Annotated in this window: 22 protein-coding genes; 7 read left to right on the top strand and 15 right to left on the bottom strand. The window is 72.9% G+C overall.

Annotated features, from left to right (window positions below):
* Positions 1–21: 21 nt before the first annotated feature.
* Genes LV457_RS17305 through LV457_RS17275 form a run of 7 tightly spaced genes read right to left on the bottom strand, consistent with a single transcriptional unit; the run spans position 22 to position 5,782 of the window.
* A complete protein-coding gene (locus LV457_RS17305; RefSeq protein WP_232172762.1) occupies positions 22–1,638 on the bottom strand; it encodes a DHA2 family efflux MFS transporter permease subunit in 1,617 nt (538 codons plus the stop codon).
* Positions 1,639–1,697: 59 nt separating this feature from the next.
* Positions 1,698–2,633: an alpha/beta hydrolase gene (locus tag LV457_RS17300; RefSeq protein ID WP_232172761.1), complete on the bottom strand. Its 936-nt coding sequence runs from the start codon at positions 2,631–2,633 to the stop codon at positions 1,698–1,700.
* A 27-nt stretch (positions 2,634–2,660) separates the two neighbouring features.
* Positions 2,661–3,080, bottom strand: a complete 420-nt coding sequence (locus tag LV457_RS17295) for a nitroreductase family deazaflavin-dependent oxidoreductase (RefSeq protein WP_232172760.1) — start codon at positions 3,078–3,080, stop codon at positions 2,661–2,663.
* Positions 3,077–3,625, bottom strand: a complete 549-nt coding sequence (locus LV457_RS17290; RefSeq protein WP_232172759.1) for a hypothetical protein — start codon at positions 3,623–3,625, stop codon at positions 3,077–3,079. Before LV457_RS17290 ends, LV457_RS17295 begins: the two co-directional genes overlap by 4 nt.
* A 51-nt stretch (positions 3,626–3,676) precedes the next feature.
* The gene (locus LV457_RS17285) at positions 3,677–4,546 is read right to left on the bottom strand and encodes an SDR family oxidoreductase (protein WP_232172758.1); all 870 of its coding nucleotides are present in this window, start codon (positions 4,544–4,546) and stop codon (positions 3,677–3,679) included.
* A 49-nt stretch (positions 4,547–4,595) separates the two neighbouring features.
* Positions 4,596–5,117, bottom strand: coding sequence for a DUF1990 domain-containing protein (locus LV457_RS17280; protein WP_232172757.1), 522 nt, complete (start codon positions 5,115–5,117; stop codon positions 4,596–4,598).
* Entirely contained in the window at positions 5,114–5,782 is a 669-nt protein-coding gene (locus LV457_RS17275) for a GNAT family N-acetyltransferase (protein ID WP_232172756.1), read from the bottom strand. The genes LV457_RS17280 and LV457_RS17275 overlap by 4 nt, the downstream gene beginning before the upstream one ends.
* Positions 5,783–5,856: 74 nt before the next feature.
* On the opposite strand from LV457_RS17275, the gene LV457_RS17270 reads away from it, so the two are divergent.
* Positions 5,857–7,008 (top strand): NAD(P)/FAD-dependent oxidoreductase, encoded by a 1,152-nt coding sequence (locus LV457_RS17270; protein WP_232172755.1) that lies wholly within the window; start codon positions 5,857–5,859, stop codon positions 7,006–7,008.
* A gap of 1 nt (position 7,009) precedes the next feature.
* On the opposite strand, the gene LV457_RS17265 is transcribed toward LV457_RS17270, so the two are convergent.
* From LV457_RS17265 to LV457_RS20115, 3 genes are read right to left on the bottom strand one after another with little or no spacing between them, the layout of a single operon-like run.
* Positions 7,010–8,473: a YdiU family protein gene (locus tag LV457_RS17265; RefSeq protein WP_232172754.1), complete on the bottom strand. Its 1,464-nt coding sequence runs from the start codon at positions 8,471–8,473 to the stop codon at positions 7,010–7,012.
* Positions 8,474–8,492: 19 nt separating this feature from the next.
* Positions 8,493–9,269 carry an aminoglycoside phosphotransferase family protein gene (locus tag LV457_RS17260; protein WP_232172753.1) on the bottom strand — a complete coding sequence of 259 codons (777 nt, stop codon included), beginning with the start codon at positions 9,267–9,269 and terminating at the stop codon, positions 8,493–8,495.
* Entirely contained in the window at positions 9,266–9,394 is a 129-nt protein-coding gene (locus tag LV457_RS20115; RefSeq protein ID WP_255701765.1) for a hypothetical protein, read from the bottom strand. Before LV457_RS20115 ends, LV457_RS17260 begins: the two co-directional genes overlap by 4 nt.
* A 53-nt stretch (positions 9,395–9,447) precedes the next feature.
* Between LV457_RS20115 and hrpA the strand changes: the two genes are divergently transcribed.
* From hrpA to LV457_RS17245, 3 genes are read left to right on the top strand one after another with little or no spacing between them, the layout of a single operon-like run.
* On the top strand, positions 9,448–13,413 hold the full coding sequence (hrpA, locus tag LV457_RS17255) for an ATP-dependent RNA helicase HrpA (protein ID WP_232172752.1): 3,966 nt from the start codon (positions 9,448–9,450) through the stop codon (positions 13,411–13,413).
* Positions 13,414–13,458: 45 nt separating this feature from the next.
* The gene (locus tag LV457_RS17250; RefSeq protein ID WP_232172859.1) at positions 13,459–14,337 is read left to right on the top strand and encodes a DUF1295 domain-containing protein; all 879 of its coding nucleotides are present in this window, start codon (positions 13,459–13,461) and stop codon (positions 14,335–14,337) included.
* Entirely contained in the window at positions 14,334–15,473 is a 1,140-nt protein-coding gene (locus tag LV457_RS17245) for an FAD-dependent oxidoreductase (RefSeq protein WP_232172751.1), read from the top strand. Before LV457_RS17250 ends, LV457_RS17245 begins: the two co-directional genes overlap by 4 nt.
* Before the next feature lie 25 nt (positions 15,474–15,498).
* On the opposite strand, the gene lipE is transcribed toward LV457_RS17245, so the two are convergent.
* Positions 15,499–16,746 (bottom strand): lipase LipE, encoded by a 1,248-nt coding sequence (gene lipE, locus LV457_RS17240; RefSeq protein WP_232172750.1) that lies wholly within the window; start codon positions 16,744–16,746, stop codon positions 15,499–15,501.
* A 179-nt stretch (positions 16,747–16,925) separates the two neighbouring features.
* Between lipE and LV457_RS17235 the strand changes: the two genes are divergently transcribed.
* On the top strand, positions 16,926–17,285 hold the full coding sequence (locus LV457_RS17235) for an Lsr2 family protein (protein WP_232172749.1): 360 nt from the start codon (positions 16,926–16,928) through the stop codon (positions 17,283–17,285).
* Here the strand turns inward: LV457_RS17235 and LV457_RS17230 are convergent.
* Entirely contained in the window at positions 17,252–18,367 is a 1,116-nt protein-coding gene (locus LV457_RS17230; RefSeq protein ID WP_232172748.1) for an acyl-CoA dehydrogenase family protein, read from the bottom strand. The genes LV457_RS17235 and LV457_RS17230 overlap by 34 nt on opposite strands.
* Before the next feature lie 11 nt (positions 18,368–18,378).
* Positions 18,379–19,545, bottom strand: coding sequence for an acyl-CoA dehydrogenase family protein (locus tag LV457_RS17225; RefSeq protein WP_232172747.1), 1,167 nt, complete (start codon positions 19,543–19,545; stop codon positions 18,379–18,381).
* Positions 19,546–19,720: 175 nt separating this feature from the next.
* Between LV457_RS17225 and LV457_RS17220 the strand changes: the two genes are divergently transcribed.
* Together LV457_RS17220 and LV457_RS17215 are read left to right on the top strand one after the other, a co-directional pair.
* Positions 19,721–20,437 (top strand): M15 family metallopeptidase, encoded by a 717-nt coding sequence (locus tag LV457_RS17220; RefSeq protein WP_232172746.1) that lies wholly within the window; start codon positions 19,721–19,723, stop codon positions 20,435–20,437.
* Between the two features lie 61 nt (positions 20,438–20,498).
* Positions 20,499–21,845, top strand: a complete 1,347-nt coding sequence (locus LV457_RS17215; protein ID WP_232172745.1) for an APC family permease — start codon at positions 20,499–20,501, stop codon at positions 21,843–21,845.
* Here LV457_RS17215 and LV457_RS17210 read toward each other — a convergent pair.
* Together LV457_RS17210 and LV457_RS17205 are read right to left on the bottom strand one after the other, a co-directional pair.
* The gene (locus LV457_RS17210) at positions 21,842–22,282 is read right to left on the bottom strand and encodes a hypothetical protein (protein WP_232172858.1); all 441 of its coding nucleotides are present in this window, start codon (positions 22,280–22,282) and stop codon (positions 21,842–21,844) included. The genes LV457_RS17215 and LV457_RS17210 overlap by 4 nt on opposite strands.
* Positions 22,282–22,626, bottom strand: coding sequence for a DUF732 domain-containing protein (locus LV457_RS17205; RefSeq protein ID WP_232172744.1), 345 nt, complete (start codon positions 22,624–22,626; stop codon positions 22,282–22,284). Before LV457_RS17205 ends, LV457_RS17210 begins: the two co-directional genes overlap by 1 nt.
* Positions 22,627–22,767: the final 141 nt, after the last annotated feature.

Here is a 22,767-nt window from a genome sequence, read left to right as displayed (position 1 = left end):
GACCGCGCGGCTGCGGTGCGCTCAGGCCGCGGCGGCCGCCGGTGACACGGCGGTCTCGGGCGGCCGCTTGGGCAGCAGCAGCGCCGGAACCAGCGTCACCGCCGCCAGCACCGCGGCGACGACGAAGGTCGCGGTGTAGGCGTGCGCGAGGCTCGCCATCACGTGGTCGGGGAATCCGGGTTGGCGGGCGATCGCCGGGATCGCGGCCGGATCGACGGGCCGGCCCGCGGCCCGCGCCTGCTCCTGCAGCCCGTTGACCTGCTCGGCCGCGCGCAGGACGTCGCTGCGGTCGATCTGGTGGGTGAGGATCACCGAGATGACGGCGGTGCCGACGGAGCCCGCCACCCGCTGGTTGACGTTGATGAGCGTCGAGCCGCGGGCGATGTGCTCGGGGCGCAGCGTCTGCACGGCGGCCGTCGTCAACGGCATCATGATGCAGCCCATCCCCAGCCCGATGACGGCCAGCGCCCCGGCCAGGCCCGGCAGGTAGGCGTCTTGATGCCACACGCCGTAGCCGAATGCGGCCATGCCGAACGTGATGAGCACGACCCCGGCGAGGACGACGGGCCGCGGCCCCCGGCGGTCGACGATCTGCCCGGCGATCGGCATGGTGACCATCGCCCCGAGGCCCTGCGGGATGAGGTGCACCCCGGACTGCAGCGGCGTCAGGTGCAGCAGCTGCTGGAAGTAGCTCGGCAGGATGAGGCTGGCGCCGAAGAACGCCGCGGCGAAGAACAGCATCGCGCCGTTCGCGGCGGACACCGCCCGGTCGGTGAACAGCCGCAGGTCGATCAGCGGATGGTCGGCCCGCACCAGCGCGTGGTAGACGAAGCCGACGATCAGCGCCAGGCCGACGAGTGCGGGCACGGCGACGTGGCTGTCGGTGAACCTGCCGTACTCGGGGATCGCGGAGACGCCGTAGAGGAAGATCGCGAGCCCGGGTGAGAGCAACAGCATGCCGATGACGTCGAACCGCTCGGCCGTCCCCGGGTTGTCGGCGGGGAACACGATCGCCGCCAGGATCACCGCCGCGACGCCGATCGGCACGTTGATGAGGAAGATCCACTCCCAGCCGTAGGCGTCGATCAGCCAGCCGCCCAGGATGGGGCCGCCGATCGGGCCGAGCAGCATCGGAACGCCGAGCACCGCGGCGAGCCGGCCCATCCGTTTCGGCCCGGCTTCACGGGTCAGGATGGTGAACGTGAGCGGCATCAGCATGCCGCCGCCGAGCCCCTGCACCACGCGGAACGCGACCAGCAGCCCGACGGTGTCGGCGAACGCGCACAGCAGGGATCCGGCGGTGAAGAGCACCACCGAGGCGATGAACAGCCGCTTGGTGCCAAACCGGTCCACCGCCCAGCCGGTGAGCGGGATGACGGTGGAAAGCGCCAGCGTGTAGCCGGTCATGGTCCAGGCGACGGTGGCCTCGGTCGAGCCGAACTCCGCGATGAACGTGCGCTGCGCGACGTTGACGACCGTCGTGTCGAGGATCGTCATGACCGCGCCGAGCAGGCACACCCCGGCGATGCGCAGCAGCCGGGCGTCGAGCCGGTCGGGCGGGTCGGCGGCGTCGGTCGCCGAGGACGGCGGCGAGACGTCGCGCTGCTGGGTTCGAGGGTTGCCGACGCGATGCACCATGGCGTGCGCTTACCCCCACGTTTAGCTCCACTAACGGGTGTGTGATGCGATCCGGTCGGTCAACCCGTCAGATAGCGCTGCAGGTAGTCGAGCGTGACCGTCTTCCAGCGCGCGACGCTCTCGGAGTCCCTGGTCAGTTCGTGGCCCGAGCGCGGATAGCCGACGAACGCGAGGTCGATTCGATGGTCGTCGAGAGCACGGAGCAGCTTCACGGCATGCCACACCGACACGGTGTGGTCGCGGCCCCCGTAGGCGACGACCGTGGGCACGCTCGCGGGCCCGACGAACGCCACCGGGGAGATCGACCGGATCGCGTCGTCGGCGCTGCCGTCGAGCATCATCTGCGGGGTGATCCGCCGGCCGGTGCCCATGCTCACCAGCTGGGCGGCGGTGTCGGCCGAACCCCAGCTCTGGGCGCTGAAGTCGGTGGGGGCGACCTGGGTGAACACGAGCTTCAGCGGGATGGTCGACCGGGCGGCGCGCGAGTAGGCGTAGAGCAGCGCCAGGTGGCCGCCGGCGGACGTCCCCGACAGCGCGAGCCGGGTGACGTGGTAGCCGCGCCGCGCGGTCTCCGCCTTGAGCGCCTCGATGGCGGCGCCGACGTCGTCGAGCATCCGGAACATGGTGACGCCGTTGCCGTCCCGGTTGACGGAGTAGTCGATGGTCGCGGTGAGGTAACCGGCCTTGGCGTACCGCCGCGCGGCGTAGTCCATGTACTTGCGCGAGCCACCCGTCCACGCGCCGCCGTGGAGGAACACGACCGCCGACTGCTCCGGCCGCGACGCCGCGCCCGCCGGCAGGTACAGGTCGTAACCCAACCCGTCGCGATAGGTGAGGTTCTTGACCACCTCGCCGTCGCGGGCGGTCCAGTTCTCGATGTAGCCACCGCGCCAGGCCGGGATACCGAACCACGCGGCGGCACCGCCGAGCAGCACCAAAGCCACCGCCAGCACGGCCGCCGCCGCGATCGCACCCCGCCTGCGCCACGTCCGCACCGCCCCATTGTGGCCCGGGGCGGCAGATCAGCGGCGTTCGAGCACCACCACCGGGATGGGCCGCGACGTCTTGCGCTGGTACTCGTCGTAGTCCGGCCACACCTCGACCATCCGCGACCACATCTTCGGGTGCTCGTCGTCGGTGGCGACCCGCGCCCGTACGGGGAACCGCTCGGCTCTGATCTGCACCTCGGCGTCGGGGTTTGCCTGCAGATTGCGGAACCACGCCGGCGGCTGGTCGGCGCCGCCCTTGGACGCCACCACCAGGTAGGCGTCGTCGCCCCAGGTGCGGAAGATCAGCGCGTGGCGGCGCTCCTGGCCGGTCTTGCGGCCCTTCGTGAACAGGATGAGGATCTCGGTGCCGTGCCAGTGGAAGCCGTCCTCGCCGCCGGTTTCCAGGTAGCGCTCGACGTGCGGGTCGCCGTGCAGGTCTTCGGCCGTGGTCACGGCAGCACCCGCTGGAGCAGGCCCTTCGTGACCTCCTCCGGCCGGTACTGCTCGCTGGCGTAGGCGCCGATGAGGACGAGCCCGCCGGTGAGCGCGGGGATGGCCCACTGCAGCAGCTTGAGCTGCTTCTGCGCGGCGGCCACGTCGGGCGGCGTGGTCTGCAGTGGCGTGGTGCCGTCCGCGGCGGGCACGGCGTCGTGCGCGGCGACCCGGCGCCCCAGCAGGCGGCTGTACCCGGTCACCGCCAGGGCGGCGACCGTCAGCCCGGTCTTGGCCGCGGCCATGCTCGGCACGCCCTGCTGCACCTTCGCCCGACCCATGTCGTGCTTGACCAGTCCGGCCGCGCCGACCAGGTGCACGCCGATCGCGGCGGCGTTCACCGGCGTCCACCGGTTCCAGCCCTTGTTGGCCACCGCCCCGGTGCGGGTCGAGCCGCCGGCGTCGGCGGCCGCGGCGTTGAGCGCGACGGCGTTGGCGAGCGTGCCGCCGAACCAGGCCGCGAGGCCGATGTCGTGCAGTTGGTGGAACAGCGTTGCGCGTGCCATGGGGATCTCCTTGGTGGTGGTGGTGGTGGTGGGACTTATGGGGTGGACGACTTATTGGGTGGACTGCGGTGACGGCACCGGCTTGATCGCGTTGCCGGTGGTCGGTGGGAGGGGGTCCTTCGTGAATGTGCCGACGCGCTGCAGCGGGCCGGCCATGGCGTCGAACACCCGCGGCAGCACGCGGTAGCCGGCCAGGATGGGGCGGTTGGCGAGCCCGACCTGACGTTCCGACGACCGCCGCTTGTCGATGGCCGCCACGATGGCCCTGGCCTGCTTGGACGGCTGGTCCTTGATCGGCTGGACCCGGGCGCGGCGGCCGAAGTAGTTGGCCGACAGCGGGTAGATCGGGGTGTCCACGGCGCCGGGGTAGATGCCGTGCACGACGACGCCCTTCAACTCCCGGGTCTCCTGGCGCAGCGTGCGGATCATCGCGGTGACCGCGAACTTGCTGATCACGTAGGCGCCCATGTAGGGCACGGCGGTGTGGCCCAGCAGCGAGCCGACGATCAGCAGGTGGCCCTGCCCGCGGTCGCGGAAGTGCTGCACCGCGCAGCGCGCCACGTTGGCGGCGCCGACGACGTTGGTCTTGATGACGGTGTCGAAGATGTCGGCGGGCACGTCGGCGAACCGGCCGAACACCGCGATCGCCGCGTTCTGGATCACGACGTCGATGCCGCCGAACTGCGCCACGGCTGCGTCGAACAGCTCGACGACCTGGTCGCGCTCGGAGATGTCGGTGGGCCGGGCGAGCACGTCGGCGGCGCCGGCGCCGCGGCACTCGGCGGCGATCTGCGCCAGGCCCTCCGCGCCGCGGGCCGTGAGGATCAGCCGGTCGCCGCGGGCGGCGAGTAACAGCGCGGTCTCCCGGCCGATGCCGCTCGACGCGCCGGTGATGAGGATGGTCCGAGCGGTTGCGTCCACACACAGCGCGATACCCGAAGGGTCGCGGCCCAAACGACGGGCCGCCCGCTCAGTCGAATGCGCGGAAGTAGCGGGAGATGGTCGCCCGGGCGAGCGCGCGGGTCAGCGGCGCGACCAGCGTGGTCAGCGCCGTGCCGGGTTTGGAGAACGCGGTGATCTCGAGGTGGACGTCGTCGGTGGCCGGGTCGTGGCGGACGACGAACCGCTGCTCGCCGGCCTCTGGGTGGCCGTGCAGCGTGCCGTAGGCGAAGCCGCGGCGGTCGGGTTCGTCGACGACGTACACCACGCGGCACGGCACGGTGAGCGGTCCGGCGCCGATCACCACGACCGAACCGGGCTCGGCCCGCTCGGTGCCCGCGGTCACCGGCAGCCCGGTGGCACGCTGCAGCGCCCACCGCCGCACCGCGTCGGAAGCGAAGTCGAAACATTCGGTGCCGCGGCCGATGACCTGTGACCGCCGGATGTGGTCGTAACCGGCGGGCAGCTCGCCGCGGGTGGCGCCCACCTCCGGATAACTGAACGTCCGGGTGGCGAACCGGGCCAGCCGCCGGCGGGCGAGGGCGCCGCTCACCGGCCGGGCACCGCGGCGGGCGCGCGGACCACCATCGGCACCGCCGGGAAGTACGACGCCATCTCCGAGCGCGACTTGCGCAGCGCGGCGGTGCCGTAGCCGCGCTGCCGGTGGTCGGGATGGATCCAGATCCGGACGTTCACCTCGCCGTCGACGAGTTCGCCGAACACCATGCCGACCTTCTGCGCGCCGTCGACGGCGACGAACCAGGCGGCCTCCTCGGCCTCGACGCGGGACCGGGCCGCGACGATCTCGTCGTCGAGGTCGGCGGCCGGTGCGCCCGACCCGTCGCCCGCGGACCCCACGTCGGCGGTGCGGGCGGCGAAGATGTCGCGGTCCTCGGTCGGGGAGAACAGCCGCAGCTGCAGGCTGTCGCCGGAGCTGGCGGGCCGCTCGCCGAGCGTGAACGTCAGCTGGCTGTTCAAGTCGTCGAGCTCGCGGGCGATCAGGCGGCGCGACTCGCGGGTGAGCTGCTCGAAGGACATGCCGATCACGGCCTCGCCGCCCGCCGCCGACGTGCCGAGCAGTGCGCTGATCGCCGCGACCGCGGCCGCCCGGTCCGACGCCTCGACGATCGCGTCGAGCACCTCGTGGCGGCGGTCGAGCGCGGTGAGCAGGGCGTCGGTGATCTCGCGGCGGTCTGCGGCCTTATCGGGGTCGGTCATGCCCGAAAGCGTAGAGCAGCCGGCGCCGGCCGGGGCGGCGCTTAGAACGCGGCGGCAGCGGGAATGCGGCGCTCGTGGCCGAGACGTCGCGCGAGCCCGCGGTGGTCGTCGGCGCCGGTCCGTGCGGGCTGGCGATCGCGAGGCAGCTGCGCGTCGAGCAGGGCGTCGATGCGCTGGTCGTCGACCGGGCCGCCGCCCCCGCGGCGTCGTGGCGCCGGCTCTACGAGGGTTTCCGGCTGAACACCTGCGGGTTCTGGTCGCACCTGCCGGGACAGCGGATCCCGCTGCGTCACGGCCGCTGGCCCACCCGCGACGACATGGTCGGCTACTTCGACGACTACGTGCGCCGGCAACGGCTGCGGCTGCGGCTGCGGGTGGCGGTCCGAAGCATCGACCGCGACGGCGAGGCGTGGTGCATCGACACCGACGGCGGGCCGGTGCTCAGCTCGGCGGTGGTCGTCGCGACCGGCAACTACCGCACGCGGCAGCTGCCGGGCTGGCCGGGCGCCGACGCCTTCACCGGCACGCTGCTGCACGCCGCCGACTACCGCGACCGGTGGCCGTTCCTTCGCCGCGACGTCCTGGTGGTGGGCGCCGGCAACACCGCCACCGACATCGTCGGCCAGCTGTGCGACGGCGTCGCGCGCAGCGTCACCATGGCGGTGCGCACGCCGCCGCACCTGGTGCCCCGGGCGGTCGCGGGCATCCCGGTCGACGCGTTCACCGGTCCGCTGGGCCGGCTGCCCGCCGGTGCGGCGAACCGGACCGCCGCGGTCGCCAGCCGGCTGTGGTTCGGTGACCTGCGGGCGCGTGGCCTGCCGCCGCCGCGCGAGGGCATCCTCACCGCGCTCGAGCGCGACGCCCGCATCCCGATCCTGGCCGACGAGCTCGTCGCGCACGTCAAGGCCGGCCGCGTCACGGTGGTGCCGCCCGTCGCGTCGTTCGACGGACCGCACGTCGAGCTGGCCGACGGCCGCCGGATCACCCCGGACGTCGTCATCGCGGCGACCGGCTACCACCCCGGGCTCGCGCCGCTCGTCGGCCACCTCGGGGTGCTCGACGCGGCCGGCCATCCGGTGAGCAACGGGGTGCGCAGCGCCGCGCCGGGCCTGTGGTTCGCCGGCTACGACGAGCCGCTGATCGGGCCGCTGCGGTCGTTCCGGCGGCAGGCGACCCCGCTCGCCGCGGCGATCAGCCGATACCTGGCTGCGGTCGCCCGGAGGTGAGTCAGGTGCCGCAGAACGTCTGGTAGGCGCCGGGGTCGTCGGCGCCGGGTTCGGCGTAGCGCGCCAATTCGGGCCGCTCGTCGAACGGCGCGGTCACGGCGTCGAGCAGGCGGTGCATCGGAGCCAGGTCGCCGGACGTGGCGGCCGCGAGCGCCTCCTCGACCAGGTGGTTGCGCGGGATGTACACCGGGTTGGTCCGGCGCATCAGCGCCGCGTCCGGGCCGAGCTCCCGCCAGCGCGCGATCCAGGCGTCGGCGGCGGCGAGGTCGAGCACCTGGGCGCGCGCGGGTTCGGTGTCGCCGGCCGCCGCGGCCGCGAGGTGGTGGAAGAACGAGGTGAAGTCGACGCGGTTGCGCTGCAGCAGCGCCAGCAGGTCGTCGACGAGCGGATCGACGGTGTCGGCGGCGGCAGCGGTGGAGAGCCCGAGTTTCGCGCGGATGCCCGCACCCCACGCCTGCTGATAGCGCCGCGGGAACTCGCCGAGCGATTCGGTCGCCAGCGCGATCGCCTGCTCGGAGTCGTCGTGCAGCAGCGGCAGCAGCGTCTCGGCGAAGCGCGCCAGGTTCCACTGGGCGATCGCCGGCTGGTTGCCGTAGGCGTAGCGGCCGGCGTAGTCGATCGAGCTGAACACCGTCGCCGGGTCGAAGTAGTCCATGAACGCGCACGGCCCGTAGTCGATGGTCTCGCCGGAGATCGTCATGTTGTCGGTGTTCATCACGCCGTGGATGAAGCCGACGAGCATCCACCGGGCGACCAGCGCCGCCTGCGCCGCCAGCACCGCCTCGAACAGCGCGCGGTACGGGTGTTCGGCCTGCGCGGCGGCGGGATAGTGGCGGGCGATCGCGTGGTCGGCGAGCCGGCGCGTGAGGTCGGGGCCGCCGGTGAGCGCGGCGTACTGGAACGTGCCCACCCGCAGGTGGCTGGCGGCGACGCGGGCCAGCACCGCGCCGTCGAGCACGGCGTCGCGGTGCACCTCGCGGCCGGTCGCCACCACCGACAGCGAGCGGGTGGTCGGGATGCCGAGCGCATGCATCGCCTCGCTGACGATGTACTCCCGCAGCATCGGGCCGACCGCTGCCAGCCCGTCGCCGCCGCGGGCGAACGGGGTGCGCCCGGCGCCCTTGAGGTGCAGGTCGCGGATGCCGCCGTCGGCGCCGGACAGCTCGCCGACCAAGAGCGCCCGCCCATCGCCGAGCCGCGGCACGAAGCCGCCGAACTGGTGGCCGGCGTAGGCCTGCGCCACGGGCGTGGCACCGGCGGGCACCGCCGTGCCGGTCAGCAACCCGAGCCCCGCGGGGGAGCGCAGCCACTCGGTGTCGAGCCCGAGCTCGGCGGCCAGCGGCTCGTTGAGCACCAAGAGCCGCGGTGCGGGCGTGGCCTCGGCCTGCCAGCGGACCGTCAGCTCGGGCAGCTCGCGGGCGAAGCGGTCCTGCAGGGCGACGGTGGTCTCGGGTGCGGCACTCACCCCGTCCAGCGTACGAGCGTCAGCCCTGCACGGCCTTGGCGACGGCGACGCCCGCCGTCATCCGCGCCGGATCGGCGAGCGCCGCGTGCACGCTGCGCACCACCACCCAGGCGCGGGCCCGCTCCTCGTCGAACCCGGCAGCGTCCACGAGCGCGAAGAACCGGCGCCGGATCGCGGCGCGCAGGTCGTCGGACCGCTCGCCCGCGGCGTGCAGCAGCATCGGCGCGAGCTCGGCGGGCGGATCGCCGTTGCACGGGTCGGGCCCGACGGCAAGCCACGGCACGCGCTCGCCGGCGAGGACGGTGCCGGCGTGCAGGTTGCCGTGCAGCACGGCGGTGTCGCGCCCGCCGGCCAGTTCCCGGCTCAGCGTGACGGCCTGCTCGACGAGCCGGTGCGGCACCGCGGCGTTGCGGGGCAGCGCCGCCAGCTCGGCAGCCCGCCGCTCCACCTCCGCGGACAGCGACGGCAGCTTCGGGTGGACCGGGACGTGCAGCCGCCGGTACAGGCCGGCGATCACCTCACACGCCTCGTCGTCGGGCACCGACCGCAGGTCGCGCCCCAGGCGCTCGATCAGCAGCGCACGCCGCGGCGGGTCGGCGCGCAGCAGCCGGGCCGCGCCGTCGCCGTCCCAGCGCCGCAGCGCCAGGTGCTCGACCGGTGAGCCGCCGACCTTGAGCATCGCCGCCGCACCGGCGCCGGTGCGTACCGGGAGAAGCTGCGAGCTGTGCCCGGTCACCGGGTCGCCGTCGGGGGTCAGCTGCCAGCGGGCCAGCAGCTCCTCGGCCACGCCGCTCACGCCGTCGGGGGCTCGTCGGGGGGCGGGGTGACGGGTTTGTTCAGATAGGTCCGCAGCCGCAGCAGGCCGTCGACGACAAGCCCGAGCGCTACCAGCGACAGCACGACAACGATGGCGATGGTCATAGGCTCTCCTGGCGGAAAGCCTACGCCGCGGCCACCCGCCTATCCTGGTGCCAGTGCCCGCCCCGCAGACCCCGCTGTCCCGCGAGGAGTGGCGCACGCTGCGGGCCCGCCTCGACGGCTGCTCGCTGCGCGACGCGGCCCGCATCGGCCGCAGACTCAAGCGCGCCGCGACACCCGAGCAGGTCGCCAGGTTGACCGACCAGATCACCGCCGCCGAGGCGCTGATCGCGACGCGCCGGGCCGCCGTGCCCGCCATCGACTACCCGGACCTGCCGGTCAGCGCGCGGCGCGACGACATCGCCCGCGCCATCAGCGAGCACCAGGTCGTCGTCGTCGCCGGCGCCACCGGATCCGGGAAGACGACGCAGCTGCCCAAGATCTGCCTGGAGCTCGGCCGCGGCATCCGCGGCACCATCGGCCACACGCAGCCCCGCCGGCTGGCGGCCCGCACCGTCGCGCAGCGCATCGCCGACGAACTGCAGCTCCCGTTGGGTGAGGCCGTCGGCTACACCGTCCGGTTCACCGACCAGGCGAGCGACCGCACGCTGGTCAAGCTGATGACCGACGGCATCCTGCTCGCCGAGATCCAGCGCGACCGCCGGCTGCTGCGCTACGACACGCTGATCCTCGACGAGGCCCACGAGCGCAGCCTGAACATCGACTTCCTGCTCGGCTACCTGCGCGAACTGCTGCCCCGCCGGCCCGACCTCAAGGTGGTCGTCACCTCGGCGACCATCGAGCCGGAGCGGTTCGCCGCGCATTTCCGCAGCTCCGCCGGCCCGGCGCCGATCGTCGAGGTGTCCGGGCGCACGTATCCGGTGGAGATCCGCTACCGGCCGCTGGAAGTGCCGGTGCCGCACCGTGATCCGGACGATCCGGATGACCCCGACGCCGAGGTGGTCCGCACCCCGCCCGCTGGTCTTCGCGCAAGCGGCTCATCCGAAGTCCGCGACCAGACCGACGCGATCGTCGACGCGGTCCGCGAACTGGAGGCCGAGCCGCCCGGCGACGTGCTGGTGTTCCTGTCCGGCGAGCGCGAGATCCGCGACACCCGCGACGTGTTGAGCGGCGTCGTCGACGCCGGCACCGAGGTGCTGCCGCTGTATGCCCGGCTGTCCACGGCCGAGCAGCAGAAGGTGTTCACGCCGAGCCGGGCGCGACGGCGCATCGTGCTCGCCACCAACGTCGCCGAGACATCGCTGACGGTGCCCGGCGTCCGCTACGTCATCGACCCCGGCACCGCCCGGATCTCCCGCTACAGCCGGCGCACCAAGGTGCAGCGGCTGCCGATCGAGCCGATCTCGCAGGCGTCGGCGGCACAGCGCGCCGGCCGGGCCGGCCGCACCGCCCCGGGCGTCTGCATCCGGCTCTACAGCGAGGACGACCACGACGCCCGGCCCCGCTACACCGATCCGGAGATCCTGCGGACCAACCTCGCCGCGGTGATCCTGCAGATGGCGGCGCTGCGACTCGGCGACATCGAGGACTTCCCGTTCCTGGACCCGCCGGAGCGGCGCAGCATCCGCGACGGCGTGGCGCTGCTGCAGGAACTCGGGGCCTTCGACCCGTCGGGGTCGCTCACCGCGATCGGGCGCCGCCTGGCGCAGCTGCCCGTCGACCCGCGGCTCGGCCGGATGATCCTGGCGGCCGACACCGAGGGCTGCGTCCGGGAGGTGCTGGTGATCGCCGCGGCGCTGTCCATCCCCGATCCGCGCGAGCGCCCGGCCGACCGCGAGGAGGCCGCCCGGCAAAAACACGCCCGGTTCGCCGACGAGCACTCCGACTTCATGTCCTACCTCAACCTGTGGCGCTATCTGCGCGAGCAGCGGCAGGAGCGTTCCGGTAGCGCCTTCCGGCGGATGTGCCGCGACGAGTTCCTGCACTACCTGCGCATCCGGGAGTGGCAGGACCTGGTCGGCCAGCTCCGCAGCATCGCCAGGGACCTCGGCATCCGCGAGTCGGACGAACCGGCCGAGCCGGCGAGCGTGCACGCCGCGGTGCTGTCGGGGCTGCTGTCGCACATCGGGCTGCGCGACGGCGACACCCGGGACTTCCACGGCGCGCGCAGTACCAAGTTCACCCTGGCGCCCGGCTCGGTGCTCAGCAAGCGACCGCCGCGGTGGATCGTGGTGGCCGAGCTGGTGGAGACCAGCCGGCTCTATGGGCGCACCGGCGCACGGGTCACGCCCGAGGCCATCGAGCAGGCCGGTGCGGGTCTGCTGCAACGCAGCTACAGCGAGCCGCACTGGGACGCGCGACGCGGCGCGGCGATGGCCTACGAACGGGTGACGCTCTACGGGCTGCCGCTGGTGCCGCGCCGGCGGGTGGACTACGCGCCGATCGACCCGGAGGTGGCGCGCGAGTTCTTCATCCGCCACGCGCTGGTCGAGGGCGACTGGGAGACCCGGCACCGCTTCTTCCGCGACAACGCCCGGCTGCGCGAGGAGGTCGCCGAACTCGAGGAGCGCGCCCGCCGGCGCGACCTGCTGGTCACCGACGACGAGCTGTACGCCTGGTACGACGCCCGGATTCCCGCCGAGGTGGTGTCGTCACGGCACTTCGACGGCTGGTGGAAGAAGCAGCGGCACCGCACCCCGGACCTGCTGACGCTCACCCGCGACGACCTGCTGCGCGACGACACCGCCACCGACCGCCCCGACACCTGGCGGTCCGGCGACCTCGCGCTGCCGCTGACGTACCGCTTCTCCCCGGGCGCCGCCGACGACGGCGTCACCGTGCACGTCCCGGTCGACGTGCTCGCCCGGCTCGGCGGCGACGAATTCGCCTGGCAGATACCGGCGTTGCGCGAAGAGCTGGTGACCGCGCTGATCAGGTCGCTGCCCAAGGAGCTGCGGCGCAACTTCGTGCCGGCACCGGACACCGCGCGGGCGGTGCTCGCCCACATCGATCCCGACGCCGGGCCGCTGCTGCCGGCGCTGGCGGGCGAGCTGCGCCGCCGCACCGGCGTGAGTGTCCCCGTCGAGGCGTTCGACCTCGACAAGCTGCCGCCGCACCTGCGCCTCACCGTCGCGGTCACCGACTCCGGCGGCACCGAGCTGGCGCGCGGCAAGGATCTCGGGTCGCTGCAGCAGCGGCTCGCGGTGCCGGCCCGCGAGGCGGTCGCCGCCGCGGTGGCCGGGGACTGGGAGCGCCGCGGGCTGCGCACCTGGCCCGACGATCTCGACGAACTTCCGCGCACCGTCGAACGGTCGGTCGACGGCCGGGCGGTCCGCGGCTATCCGGCGCTGTGCGACGCCGGCCGCGCCGTCGACATCCGGGTGTTCGCCACCGCCGCCGAACAGCGGGCGGCGATGCGGCCGGGCGCTGTGCGGCTGCTGCGGCTCGCGACGCCGTCGCCGGTGAAAACCGTCGAGCGCGGGCTCGATCCGCGGAGTCGGCTGCTGCTGGGCGCCAACCCGGACGGCTCGCTGGCGGCGCTGATCGACGACTGTGCCGACGCGGTCGTCGACGCGTCGATGCCCGCACCGCCGTGGACCCGCGCGGACTTCACCGCGCTGCGGAGCCGGATCGCCGAGACGCTGGTGCCGCGCACCGCCGACGCGCTCAGCCGCGTGCGCGCGGTGCTGGCGGCGGCCCAGCAGGTCGAGGTCGGACTGCCCGCGAATCCGCCTGCCGCGCAACAGGAGTCGCTGGCCGACATTCGCGAGCAGCTGGCGCGGCTGCTGCCCGCCGGCTTCGTCACCGCCGCCGGGATCGCGCGGCTGGCCGATCTGACGCGCTACCTGACGGCGATTGCGCGGCGGCTCGAGCGGCTGCCGCATGCGGTGGCCGCCGACCGCGACAAGATGGCGCAGGTGCGCGACGTCGCGCAGGCCTACGACGAACTGGTCGCCGCCCTGCCCGCCGAGCGCGCGGCCGCCGCCGACGTCGCCGACATCGCGTGGCTCATCGAGGAGCTGCGGGTGAGCCTGTGGGCACAACAGCTCGGCACCCCGCGGCCCGTCTCGCCGCAGCGGATCTACCGCGCGATCGACGCGCTGCTCGACCGTCCGCGGTAGAACTAGAACGTGTTACATTCCAGCCCGTCGTGGCCGGAGGTGGACATGGGCAAAGCGCGCTCGCTGGCGTGGATCACCGTGGCGTACGTCGTCGCGGTCGGCGCCGCGGCCGGCTGGCTCGCCTGGGGTCCCGCCACCGGGCGGCTGTGGCTGGACACGCTCGTCGCGGACGTGCTGGCGACGCTCGTCATCTTCGGGTTCAGCCGCGCGCTGCGGAACTCAAGCTGCTATGACGCCTACTGGAGCGTCATCCCGCCGCTACTGCTCGGCTACTGGTGGTACGCCAGCGACGACGTCGACGCGCTGCGCGCCACCCTGCTGGCCGTGCTCGTCGCGGTGTGGGCGGTGCGACTCACCGGCAACTGGCTCGCCACCTTCCCCGGCCTGCACCACGAGGACTGGCGCTACGGCATGCTGCGCGACCGCGCCGGCCGCCACGAATGCCTGGTAGACCTCACCGCCATCCACCTCATCCCGACGCTGCAGGTGTTCGCGGGCATGCTGCCGGTGTACGTCGCGCTCACGACACCCGGCCGCGGGGTGGTGTGGCTCGGTGTCGTGGCGTTCGCCGTCGGGCTCGGCGCCGTCGCGCTCGAGACCGTCGCCGACGTCCAACTGCGCCGCTTCGTGCGCGAGCGGGCGCCGGGGCAGGTGATGGACCGCGGCGTGTGGAGCTGGTCGCGCCACCCGAACTACTTCGGCGAGTTCGGGTTCTGGGTCGCGCTGGCGCTGTTCGGCGTCGCCGCCGCGCCCGCGCAGGCGTGGTGGCTGTTCGTCGGCGCGGCCGCGATGCTCGCGATGTTCCTCGGCGCCAGCATCCCGATGATGGAGGAGCGCAGCGCGGCGCGGCGGCCCGCCTACGCCGACGTCGTCGCGCGCGTGCCCCGCTTCGTGCCGCGCCCACCCCGGCGAGCCGCAGCGTGAGCCGGCGCGTCGTCGTCGCCGGGCTCGGTGACAGCGGCGTGCTCACCGCGATCCGGCTGGCCCGCCGCGCCGAGGTGGTCGGCATCTCCGCCAAGCCGGCGCTGGTCAGCGGCCAGGAACTCGGGGTGCGGCTGGCCCGGCCGCGGGACTGGGCCCGCGACTACCTGGTCGGGTTCGACCGGTTCCGCGGGCTCGACCGGGTGCGCACGGTGCACGCCACGATCACCGGCGTCGACCTGGCGGCCCGCACACTGTGGGTGCGCGACGCCGCCGGGTCACCGGGCGCCGAACCCTACGACGCGCTGGTGATCTCGACCGGTGTGACGAACGGGTTCTGGCGCCGCCCGGAGCTGCAGACGGCCGCCGAGGTCGACGACGGGATCGCCGCGGCGCACCGCCGGCTGGCCGCCGCGGCGTCGGTTCTCGTGATCGGCGGCGGCGCGGCCGCCGTGAGCAGCGCGGCCAACATCGCCACCGCCTGGCCGGACACCCGGGTGACGCTGTGCTTCCCCGGCGAGCGGGCGCTCACCGAGCACCACCCGCGCACCTGGGAGCGCGTGCGGCGGCGGCTCGTCGCGGCGGGCGTCCAGCTGCGCCCCGGCCACCGCGCGGTCGTCCCCGACGGGTTCGGCTGCGACCGGATCACCGCCGACCCGGTGCAGTGGTCCACCGGTCAGCCGCCGACCACCGCCGACGCGGTGCTGTGGGCGATCGGCCGGGTGCGCCCCAACACCGACTGGCTGCCCGCCGACCTGCTCGACGAGCACGGCTTCGTCCGGGTCACCGCGGAATTGCGGGTGCCGGGCCATCCGGGGGTCTTCGCGGTCGGCGACGTCGCGGCGACCGACCCGCTGCGCAACTCGGCCCGCAACCGGGCGGATCGGCTCGTCGCCCACAATGTGCTGGCCGAGTTCGACGGCCGGCCGCTGCGGCGCTACCGGGCGCCGGGCCGCCGCTGGGGCTCGGTGATCGGCGTGCAGCGCGACGGGCTCGAGGTGTTCACGCCGGGCGGCCGGCCGTTGCGGTTCCCGGCATGGTCGGTGCACCGCGTGCTGTTGCCGTGGATCGTCCGCCGCGGCATCTACGGCGGCGTCCGCCCAGCGGTCGCGGCGTCCACCCCGTCCCCGCGAAACTGAACTCCCGGTCGTCATTCGGCGCGAATCACGACCGGGAATGCGATTTCGGCAGCTCGGCGGTGATGCGGTCCAGCAGGGCGGTGTAGCGCCCCGCCTCGCGGTGGCCGCCGGGCTTACCGCTGGTGACCAGGCCCGCGGCAAGTTCGCGCTGCGGGTCGGCCCAGACGGCGATGTTCGTCAGGCCGGTGTGGCCGAACGCGGCCGGCGCGTCGCGGCCGAACGGCCCGAAACGCGCAGAGCCCAGCATGAAACCGGTGCCCCACCGCAGCGGCGCCAGGCCCACCGCGAGGTCGGGGCGCAGCCTGCGGGCCGGCGCGGTGGCCGCGCGCAGCGTGTCGGGCGCCAGCACCCGCACGCCGTCGAGTTCGCCGCCGCGCCGCCAGATCTCGGCGAACCGCGACAGCTCGGCCGCATTCGACACCGTGCTCGACGACGGGATGACGCCGGTCAGGAACAGCGGCGTGTTGGTGAACGGGATGATCTGCGTGGTGGTGCCGCCGATCGCCTTGCGGAAGGCGGCGGCGATGGGTGCCGGCAGCGGCTTGCCCGTCACGTGGCTCGGCGCCACCAGCGGCACGTCCGCCTCCGCCACGCCGTAGTTCGTCCACCGGAAGCCCAGCGGATCGAGGATCTCGGTCGCGAGGATCTCGCGGATGCTGCGGCCGGTCGCGGCGTCGACGATCTCCCGGATCAGCGGCCCCCAGGTGACGCCGTGGTAGATGTGCACCCGGCCGGGCGGATGGATGGGCTTGAGCTGCGCCAGCATGTCGCGGGCGTAGGCGCTGTCGTTCATGCGCCGCAGGTCCGGCCGCGGCCCGGTGGCGAACGGGACGCCGGCACTGTGGGTCATCACGTGCCGGATCGTGGTGCGGTCCTTGCCGTGGCTGGTGTACTCCGGCAGGTACTCGCACACCCGGTCGTCGAGCGAGAAGGCGCCGCGCTCCACCAGCATGTGCACCACCGTCGTCGTGATCCCCTTGGCGGCCGAGTACACGCAAAACGGTGTCTGCGGCCGCACCGGCACCTGCTCGGCGTCGGGCGGGTCGTCGGGCCCGTTGCCCCAGCCGTGACCGATCGCGCGGTTGAGCACCGTGCGGCCCTCGACCCGCAGGCACAGCTGGATCGCCGGATGCATGCCGGCGCGGTAGAGGTGGCGGGCCGCCTCCCAGATGCGTTCGACCGCAGCCGGATCCACCGCCGAGTGGTCCTCGTCGCCGACGGTGGTCACGGCGTCGAGGTCGGCGGGAACACGGATGCGTCGGTCGGCGGCCACGATGCGACGCTACCGGCCGCCGGAACCGACACCGGACGGGCCATGCCAGCAAAGATTCACCCGGCCGGTGTCGGGACATGACGACCCGCCTCAGGCACCGCGTGATGACCAGGTGGCAGCCGCACCAGCGATGGTGTCCTAGTATCCGTTCGGGGCTTGCTATGCGAGGACGGCGAACGATGGCAAAGAAGACGGTCGTCATGCGGATCGACGACACCGACGGCTGGAGCGAGGCAGCGGAGACGGTGTCGGTGAGTCTGGACGGAGTCGACTACGAGATCGACCTGTCGACCGCCAACGCCAAGCACCTGCGTGACGAGCTGCGGCCCTGGATCCGGGCGGCGCGGCGCACCGGCGGACGCCGGCAGTCGTCACGGCCGGCGCGGGCGCAGCGCGCGGTCAACGCCGACGTCCGGGAGTGGGCGCGGCGCAACGGCTACGAGGTGGGGGTGCGCGGCCGGCTCCCCGACGACGTCGTCGACGCCTACACCGCGAGCACCAAGGGTCAGCGCTCGGTGCGCAGCGCCACCACGCCGTAGTCGCTCAAGCCCTCGACCAGCACGTGCAGGTGGTCGTTCGACGACCCCAGCGTCTGCTCGATGGCCGTCAGCCGCGCAACGTAGTGCCCGACGGGGTATTCGGCGGTGACGCCGATGCCGCCGTGGAGCTGGATGGCTTCCTGTCCGATGTGCCGCGCGGCCCGGCCGATCTGCAACTTCGCCCGCGACGCGATCGCCGGGTCGACGATGCCGCCGGCGATCGACATCGCGGCGTAGAGGTTCATGCTCCGCGCCATCTCGAGCGAGACGTACATGTCGGCCGCGCGCTGGGTCAGCGTCTGGAACTTGTTGAGCGTGACGCCGAACTGCTTGCGGGCCTTGAGGTAGTCGGTGGTCAGCCGCAGCGCTTCCTCCATGGCGCCCAGCGACTCGGCGCACAGCGCGGACTGGGTGCGGATGACCGCCCCGGCGATCACGTCGGACGCATCGCCGCCGGTGCCCAGCGGCTGCGCCGGGGTGTCGGCGAAGTCGAGCTGCGCGCCGCGCCGGCTGTCGAACGTGCGAAACGGGGTGCGACGCACGTCCGCCGCCTCGACGAGGAACAGGCCGGTGCCGCCGTCGGGCAGCGCGGCGCTCACCACGACCGTGTCGGCGGAGTCACCGGCTGGCACCGGGTGCTTGCGGCCGCTCAGCGTCCAGGCGTCGCCTCGGCGGGTCGCGGTGGTGCTGACGGCCGCATAGGGGTACCGCGCAGCCGGCTCGGCGTGCGCGAACGCCAGCAGCCGCTGCCCGGCCGCCACCTCGTCGAGCAGCGCCCGCTGCTGGTCGTCGCCGGCTTCCGCGATCAGCGCACCGGGCGTCAGCGCGGCGTCGACGAACGGCTCCGGGGCAAGGCGCCGGCCGAGTTCGGTCGCGATCACCGCGACCTCGATGGCGCCGGCCTCGGTGGTGTCGTAGGCCAGCTGCAGCAGGCCGATCTCCGCGAGCTGCGACCACACGTCGCGGCTCCAGCCCAGCTCGGTGTCGATGACCTTCAGCCGGGTCTCGTGGTCGTAGCTGCGCAGCAGGTCGCGCGTGGTGTCGCGCAGCAGGGCCTGCTCTTCGGTCAGGTTGAAGTCCATGGATCCTTACCTCACAAGCCCAAGATGGTCGACGAGATGATGGTGCGCTGAATTTCGTTGCTGCCGCCGTAGATCGACGTCTTGCGATAGTTCAGGTAGGTGGGTGCGGTGGCCTGCGCCCACGCCGGCGAACCGAAATCGGCTTCCGCCTCGACCCCGTACGGCAGTGCGGCCGGGCCGGCGATCTCCACGAGCAGCTCGGTGGCGAGCTGCTGCAGCTGGCTGCCCCGCAACTTCAGCACCGACGACGCCGGGTTGGGCTTGCCGTCCGCGGAATCGGAGACCACCCGCAGCTGGGTCAGCTCGAGGGCCAGCAGCTCGTTCTCCAGCTCCGCGAACCGCGCGGCGAACAGCGGATCGTCGAGGATGCCGACCTCGGCCGCGTGCTGTTTGGCCTGAGCCAACTTGACCTTGGTGCGGCCGACGCCGGCGATGCCCGTCCGCTCGTTGCCCAGCAGGTACTTGGCGTAGGTCCAGCCCTGGTTCTCTTCGCCGACGAGCTGATCGGCAGGCACCCGCACGTCCTCGAAGAACACCTCGTTGACCTCGTAGCTGCCGTCGATCAACTTGATGGGCCGCATGGTCAGGCCGGGGGTGTCCACCTCCATGAGCAGAAAGGAGATGCCCGCCTGCTTCTTGGGCGCCTGCGGGTCGGTGCGGACCAGGCAGAACATCCAGTCGGCGTACTGGCCGAGGGTGGTCCACGTCTTCTGGCCGTTGACCACGTAGCTGTCGCCGTCGCGGTAGGCGGTGGTGCGCAGCGACGCGAGGTCGGACCCGGCCTCCGGCTCCGAGAACCCCTGGCACCACCAGATGTCGAGGTTGGCGGTGGGGGGCAGGAAGCGTTCCTTGATCTCCTGCGACCCGAACTCGGCGATCACCGGGCCCACCATCTTGGCGTTGAAGGTCAGCGGCTCGGGCACGGCGGCCAGCTGCATCTCGTCGTTCCAGATCTGCATCTGCGTCGGCGTCCAGTCCTTGCCGCCCCACTCGACCGGCCAGTTCGGAACGGCCAGGCCGTTGGCGTTGAGGATGCGTTGCGTCGTCACGATGTCCTCGTGCCGGAACGAGCCGCCCTCCCGGACGCGCTGCCGGATCTCGGCGGGGATCTCCGTGGTGAAGAACGTGCGGAGCTCGTCGCGGAAGGCGAGTTCGGACTCCGTGAGCGCCAACTGCATGAAGCCTCCTGGGGTGATGCGGACCGTTCGTTCCCGGTGCGGCGCGTGCGAATAACGCGCGCATCACCTGCAGAACACCTGCGGAACACCGTAGTACCCCGCCGCCGGCGCTCGACACGCGTCACGGCTTTCGTCACCCCCGCGTTAGGCTGAGCGACGCCAGCAAAGGAGCACCATGACGCCGACCTCCCGACCCGGACCCCGAACCGGCGCCGCGCTGCGGGCGATCGGGTCGGCGGTGGTCCTGCTCACAGCGTGCACGGCGCCGCAGCGCACGCCGCCGGCGACGCCTCCCGAGCCCGTTCCGGTGGTCGCGCTGCCCGCGCCCGGCTACTTCTCGGTAGGCCCAGCCGCGGCGGCGCCCGGCCCCGCGGCCGCGGACTTCTCGATCGGCCCGATCGCGGTGGTGGGCGGTGAACCCGGACCCGGGCTCGTGGTGGGGGCCGCGGCCACCGACGGGGTGGGCGGCCTGCTGCCGGAAGGCCGGACCCTCACCCTCGATGACGTCGGCGATCCGATCATCGGGCGGCTCGACCCGGACCTGCGGGCCGCGCTCGCCGACGCGGCGCGCGGTGCGGCGGCAGATGGCGTGGCGCTGCGGTTCACGTCGGGCTGGCGCACCCGCGGCTTCCAGCTGCGGCTGTTCGACGACGGCGTCCGCACCTACGGCAGCGTGGAGGCCGCCCGCCAGTACGTCGCGACGCCGGAGGTCTCGCGGCACGTGACCGGCGAGGCGGTCGACGTGCTGAGCCCCGACGCCGCGCAGTGGATGGTGCGCAACGGATCCCGGTACGGGCTGTGCCAGATGTATGCCAACGAGATCTGGCACTACGAGCTGACCGCCGACGCCGCCGGGAACTGTCCCCCCATGAAGGCGACCGCCGCGAGCTGAGCGCGCAGGCTTGCCTTCCGCCCGAGCGGGGTATTCGCCTCGACCTAACCGGGAGGGCGCGATGACATCGGAGACGGCGGACACGGGCGCGGCGACGACCGACGACGGCGAGGACACCAAGCTCAAGCGCCGGATCACCGGGCCGCTGCTGTTCTTGTTCATCCTCGGCGACGTGCTCGGCGCCGGCATCTACGCGCTGATGGGCGAACTGTCCGGCGAGGTGGGCGGCGTGCTGTGGGCGCCGCTGGTGGTGGCGCTGCTACTCGCCCTGCTGACCGCGGGCTCCTACGCCGAGCTGGTGACGAAGTACCCGCGCGCCGGGGGAGCGGCGGTGTTCGCCGAGCGGGCCTACCGGCATCCGCTGATCGGCTTCCTCGTCGGGTTCTGCATGCTCGCGGCGGGGGTGGTGAGCGCGGCAGGGCTGTCGCTGGCGTTCGCCGGGGAGTACCTGCAGACCTTTCTCGACGTGCCGACCAAGCTGGCGGCGGTGGTCTTCCTCGCCCTGGTGGCGTGCCTGAATGCGCGCGGCATCAGCGAATCCCTGAAGAGCAACGTCGTGATGACGTGCATCGAGCTCTCCGGCCTGCTCATCGTGATCGTCACCGTGGCGGTGATGGCGGGCCGCGGCGACGGCGATGTCTCCCGCGTCACACAGTTCCCCGACGGCGCGAACCCGGCGCTGGCGGTGCTCGGCGCGGCGATCCTCGCCTACTACTCGTTCGTCGGCTTCGAGACGTCGGCGAACGTGGTCGAGGAGATCCGCGACCCGAGCCGGATCTACCCGCGGGCGCTGTTCGGTGCGTTGGTCACCGCGGGCGCGGTCTACGCGCTGGTCGGCATCGCGAGTGCCATTGCGCTGCCGCCCGCCGAGCTCGCCGAGTCCGACGGTCCGCTGCTGGCGGTGGTGCAGGCGACGGGCGTGCGCATCCCCGACGAGGTGTTCAGCGCCATCGCCCTGGTCGCGGTGGCCAACGGGGCGTTGTTGACGATGATCATGGCGAGCCGGCTGACCTACGGCATGGCGGAGCACCGGCTGCTGCCGTCGGTGCTGAGCTGGGTGCTTCCCCACCGGCGCACGCCGTGGACGGCGATCGTGGTCACGACCGCGGTCGCGATGGGCCTAACGCTGATCGGGGACCTGGCGACGCTGGCCAAGACCGTCGTGCTGCTGCTGCTCTTCGTGTTCATCTCGACCAACGTCGCCGTGCTGGTGCTGCGACGCGACCAGGTCGAGCATCCGCATTACCGGGTGTGGACCGCGGTGCCGGTGCTCGGGGTGCTCTCCTGCCTGGTGCTGCTCAGCCAGCAGGAAGCGCAAGTGTGGTTGTACGGCGCCTACGCGCTGGGTGTCGGTGTGGTGCTGTTCGCGCTCGCGCAGTGGGCGCGACGAGCCGAGCAGCCCGGCTAACCGGTCGGCGGTGGGGCGAGCGCGCGCGGGCCGAGGAAGCCCGCGACGTCTCGCAGCAGGTCGCCCGGCGACCGCTCGGGCGCGAGGCAGCCGGGCGCGCAGTCGACCAACTGCCACGGTTGGCAGCCGTTCGAGCGGAACGCGGTGTCGGTGGCGTCGACCTGCACCGTTTGCGGCTTTTTGCTCATCGCGTTGTCGACGATCGCGTCACCGCGCAGGCGCTTCCAGTAGCACGTGCCGTCGCCCGCCGGACCGGCCGACCGATAGGTGCCGGCGACGATGTCGGTGCCGACCGAGTAGGTGCCGTCGGCGTCGATCGACGTCTTGGGCGTCGGCGGCGCGGCGGGCTCTGCGGCCGCGGGAGCAGCCCACGCCGCGGCGACAACGACCGCAGCGCCGAGCACCGTGGACCTGCGCCACCGGCCTGCCGCGCGCATCACGAGTTGTGCTGCGCCGCAGCGGCTTCCCACACCGGCGTCTGATCGGGGCAGTAGTAGGTGATGGTTGCGCCGAGGAGCTGCCAGGCCTGCGGCTCGTCGATCTGCGTCAGGTTGCGGTTCAGGAACGTCACCGCCGCGGCGGCGTCGGGATCGAGGCCGGTGCGCAGCCGCTTGCAGGTGATCTTGGCCATCCAGGCGTAGAGGTCCTTTTGCCCGTAGATGCCGTAGGTCTTGAGCTGTGCCGAGAAGTCGCTGTCGACGTCCGCGTTTGCCGGCGCCGCGAGAGCCAGCGCCGCGGCGGCCGTCGCCAGGCCGGCCGTGAGTCGTTTGACGCGCGTCATGAGCGGCATCGTAACCGGCCGATCGACTAGGCCGCGCTGCAGTGATGCAGGTCACATTCAGGTGGTTTTCGTGCTTTTCGCCACTTCCGCCCAGGAGGCTTTAGTTGCCACGGTGTCGTTGAATGGGGCGATGACGTGCAT

It is taken from the genome of Mycobacterium sp. MYCO198283 (assembly GCF_021213805.1).
Taxonomy (GTDB): Bacteria; Actinomycetota; Actinomycetes; order Mycobacteriales; family Mycobacteriaceae; genus Mycobacterium.
This window is presented reverse-complemented; position numbering and strand designations above follow the sequence as displayed.